Annotated in this window: 2 protein-coding genes and 1 pseudogene; all 3 read left to right on the forward strand. The window is 70.3% G+C overall.

The annotated features are described in order from the left end of the window. A pseudogene (locus ACWF94_RS37020) lies at positions 1-183 on the forward strand (LLM class flavin-dependent oxidoreductase); the annotation flags it as partial. Positions 184-565: 382 nt separating this feature from the next. Further along, positions 566-2,161, forward strand: a complete 1,596-nt coding sequence (locus tag ACWF94_RS37025; protein WP_453499072.1) for an ABC transporter substrate-binding protein — start codon at positions 566-568, stop codon at positions 2,159-2,161. Positions 2,162-2,165: 4 nt separating this feature from the next. Then, positions 2,166-3,206, forward strand: coding sequence for an ABC transporter permease (locus ACWF94_RS37030; protein WP_453499074.1), 1,041 nt, complete (start codon positions 2,166-2,168; stop codon positions 3,204-3,206). The last annotated feature ends 116 nt before the right edge of the window (positions 3,207-3,322 follow it).

Here is a 3,322-nt window from a genome sequence, read left to right on the forward strand (position 1 = left end):
GCACCGCGGGACCGGGATCTGGTCCTGCCCTCGCTGATGGACACCCTGGCCCTGGTCGGCACCCGCGACGACCTCCTCGCCCGCATCGCCACCCTCGAACAGTCCGGCATCGACGAACTCCTCATCCAGCCAGTGGTCGACCCGCCCACCGAGATGGCCCAGCTCGCGAATCTCCTCGCCTGAGCGGACCCACTGAGCGGGAAGACCGGCTTCGTCGGCTTCCCGCGCGGCGGCTCCAGCCTGCCCCGTGACCCGGTGCCCAGGCCCGGGGCCGCACCCCGGCCGCTCTGCCGGGCTGTCCAGCTCCGCGGGCCGCGCGGCGATCCGTTCGAGCACCCCGGGGTCCGTCAGGCCCCGGACCGTGGGCCGATGTGGTGCCGGGCGCTGTGTTCACAGCACAGTGCGCCACGATTCTCTGCATCGTCGGCACATTGTCGGGGGTATCCGGGCTTTCTAGCCTCGGACCCAGGGCCTCGGCATACCCGACGCCGCCAGGCTCCCATCGATCAGGCTCCCGTCGACCGGGCTCCCGTCCCGCACCGCGTCGAACCAAAGGACGACAGCAATGACCAGGAAGCACCTCAAGCCGTCCGTCGCGGTCGCGGCATGTGCGGTCGCGGCGGTAACGCTCGCCGCCTGCGGCTCCGGCACCCAGGCGGGCGCAGGACCGGTCACGTACGTTTCCGGCGGCACCTTCAACGTCGGGCTCAACGACGATCCCGGCAGCCTCTCGCCGCTCACGGGCGTCTCGCTCGTGCAGCGCCAACTGGTGCCCTACGCCTACGAGTCGCTCGTCCACACCTCCGACGACGGCCAGTCCCTGCCCTGGCTCGCGCAGAGCTGGACGCAGACCCCCACCTCCGTGACGTACACCCTCAAGGACGGCGTCACCTGTTCCGACGGCAGCGCGTTCACGGCCACGACCGCCGCGAACAACATCACCTACCAGGCGGACGCCAAGCACGGCACCTTCTGGCACGGCTCCGACATCACCGCCGACATGAAGGCCACGGCCGACGGCAACAAGCTCACGATCACGTCGAAGACCAGCAACCCGTTCCTGCTCAGCATGACGGGCGCGGTCGAGATGGTCTGCCAGGGCGGCCTCGACAAGCCGGACTCGCTGAAGAACGCGACCAACGGCACCGCGCTGTACCGCCTGACCTCCGCCAAGGCGGGCAACGAGTACGTCTACACCAAACGCACCGACTACACCTGGGGACCCCAGGGCGTCACCAGCGGCACCAAGGGACTGCCCGACAAGGTCGTCGGGAAGGTCGTGACCGACGAGTCCACGGCGGCGAACCTGCTGCTGTCCGGCGGCCTGAACGCGGCAGCCGTGGCCGGCACCGACCGCGACCGCCTCCAGGCCGCGAATCTGAAGTCGAAGAGCGTGCCGAACCCGATCGGCGAGATGCTCTTCAACGAGCGCTCCGGCCGGCCGACCTCGGACGAGCGCGTGCGCAAGGCGCTCACGATCGCCCTCGACCGCACCTCGATCGGAGACCTCGTCACCAACGGGCACGCCGAGCCGATGAAGTCGCTGGTCGTGCAGTCGCCGTTCCTGTGCGTCAAGGGCGGCCCGAAGTGGACGCTGCCCGCCACCGACAAGGGGAAGGCCGGCGCGCTGCTCGACGAAGCCGGGTACACACTCGGCGCCGGCGGCAAGCGCACCAAGGACGGCAAGCCGCTGACCATCCGTTTCCTCTACGACGCGGGCACGCCCAGCCACTCCGCCGCCGCCGAGGAGATCCAGGCCGAGTGGCAGGAGATCGGCGTCGACACCAAGCTCGTCGCCGAGGACCCGACCGGCTGGTCGACCGACCTGCACCAGACCTACGACTGGGACACCGGCTTCATCCAGCTCGCCCCCACCAAGCCCTCCACCCTGAGCCTGTTCTTCCTCGGTGCCACCAGTGAGAAAGGCGGCTACAACTTCATGGACGTGCAGAACCCCGCGTACAACGAACTGGCCAAGCAGGCGCTGACCGCCAAGGACACCACGTCGGCGTGTGACCTGTGGCAGAGCGCGGAGAAGGAGCTGATCGACCGGGTCGACGCCTACCCGCTCGCGCAGACCTCGACGCCGACCTTCTTCAACGGGGCCACCGCCGACGTGCCGTGGGGCATCGCGCCCACGACCATCCGTATGCTGGGCTGACGGCATGACGATCCCCCCGAACGCGGTCACCACCGTCCCGCCCCCCGAGCGAGCCGAACCGGCCGCCGCCCGGGCCGGACGCCCGCGGCTCCTCGCCGGATCGCCGCGGATCGCGTTCGTCCTGCGACGACTGCGTCGCGCGGCGATCTCGTTCGCCATCGTGCTGGTGGCCTCGTTCTTCCTGGTCCAGCTGGTGCCGGGCGACCCGGTACGAGCGGCCCTGGGGCCCACCGCCCCCCTGCCCACGGTGAACGCGCTGCGCGAACAGCTCGGCCTCGACCAGTCCCTGTGGGCCCAGTTCACCCACTACGCTACCGGTCTGCCGCGCGGCGACCTCGGTATGTCGATCACCTCGCAGCGACCGGTCTCCCAGATCCTCGGCGAGCGGCTGCCCACCACGCTCCTGCTGGCCGTGATCTCCTTCCTCGTGGCCGTCGCCGGCGCGTTCCCGATCGGTGTCGCCACGGCGGTCTCGGCCCGCGGCGGCCGGCGCCGCTTCCTGGACCTGGGAGTTTCGGGCCTGCTCGGGTTCCTCATCGCGATCCCGAACTTCCTGCTCGCGGTGCTGCTCATCGCGACCCTCGGCGTCGCCCTGCCGCTCTTCCCGCCCGCGGGATGGGGCACGCCGAGCCAGGCGGTGCTGCCCGTGCTCGCGCTGGCGACCGGGCCACTGGCCTATCTGGCCCGGATCGTGCACATCGAGATGCTGCGCGTCCTGGACACCCCGTACCTCACCACCGCGCGCAGCAAGCGACTGCCCGGCCGGCTGCTGTACGTGCGCCACGCGCTGCCCAACATCGTCACCGCCACCCTCACGACGGGCGGTGTGGTGCTCGTCGGGCTCGTCGCGGGCACCGTGCTCGTGGAGACGGTGTTCACCGTGCCCGGCATCGGGTCCACGATCGTCTCCTCGATCACGGCCAAGGACTACCCGCTGATCCAGGGGATCGTGCTCGTGTACGCGCTGCTCGTCCTCGGGGCGAACCTCGTCATCGACCTCGCCATCGCGATCCTGGACCCGCGCTCGACGATCGCGGAGGCATGATCATGCTGCGTCGTAACCTCCTCACCCCGCAGGTCATCGCCGTGCTCGCCGGCCTCACGCTCGTCGTGCTCGCCGCGGTCCTCGGCCCCTTCGTGTTCGACCACGCGGCCACCACC

The organism is Streptomyces sp. NPDC055078, assembly GCF_053607985.1.

Bases quoted from the DNA above. Each gene is read 5' to 3' on its own strand.
- ACWF94_RS37030 (WP_453499074.1), top strand. From the start codon at position 2,166: ATGACGATCCCCCCGAACGCGGTCACCACCGTCCCGCCCCCCGAGCGA.
- ACWF94_RS37025 (WP_453499072.1), top strand. From the start codon at position 566: ATGACCAGGAAGCACCTCAAGCCGTCCGTCGCGGTCGCGGCATGTGCG.